This window comes from Paenibacillus camerounensis, assembly GCF_000723885.1.
GTDB lineage: Bacteria > Bacillota > Bacilli > Paenibacillales > Paenibacillaceae > Paenibacillus_AQ > Paenibacillus_AQ camerounensis.
In genome coordinates, this window is the sequence record NZ_CCDG010000148.1 from 1 (window position 1) to 771 (window position 771).

The following is a 771-nucleotide window of genomic DNA, read 5'->3' on the forward strand; positions in this document are numbered from 1 at the left end:
TTGGGGTGCGGGACTTTTTTATGTTGGAAAGGAGAATAGGATAATGGGATTTGCTGAGGAGCATTTGAAATGGATTGATTATCATAAGAAGCAGAGGAGTGGTGAACGTCTGGACCGCCTTGAGCGAGGACACGGTCATGGTGAAAAGATGTTCGTAGAGCGGGTATGGTGGCCGATTTTTGGTCATATGGATGATTTGCATCCTGAGTATGAGGTCTCGGACTGGCGGGGAAGGCCGTACTTTGTTGATTTTGTGTGGAAACGGGGGGAGATAAAGGCAGCTATAGAGGTAAAAGGTTATGGACCGCATGTGCAGCAGATGGACCGGACCAGGTACAGGCAGGAGCTCAACCGGGAAACGTATCTACAAATAGCAGGTTATCAGATAGTTGCGGTTCCCTATGATGATTTGGAATCGGCACCGGATTTGACCATTTCGTTATTCAAGTCCTTACTGGCTCCAAGTTTGCTGGTAAATACGGATGAGTTAGAGCATCACTACACCAGACTGGAGAGGGACATTATGCGTGCAGTGGTAAGATGGAACGGGATGATCCGTCCTGTAGATCTAGCGAACGGGCTGGGGGTTCACCCGCGCACTATACGTAAATCCTTAACCCGGCTGTGTGAAAAGGGGAAACTGAGGCCTGTTCCGGCAAGCGGAAGCAGCAGGATCTGCCGATATGAGTATATTCCCTCTATGATGGATAGCAGATTATGGTAGAGTGAATGCGGGATGCCGAAATGAAGGGCAAAAGTGCCACTGATTCG

Annotated in this window: 1 protein-coding gene; it reads left to right on the top strand. The window is 49.0% G+C overall.

The features are described from left to right. The first annotated feature begins 43 nt into the window (after positions 1-43). Positions 44-724, top strand: coding sequence for a hypothetical protein (locus BN3772_RS30410; RefSeq protein ID WP_042204530.1), 681 nt, complete (start codon positions 44-46; stop codon positions 722-724). Positions 725-771 lie beyond the last annotated feature (47 nt).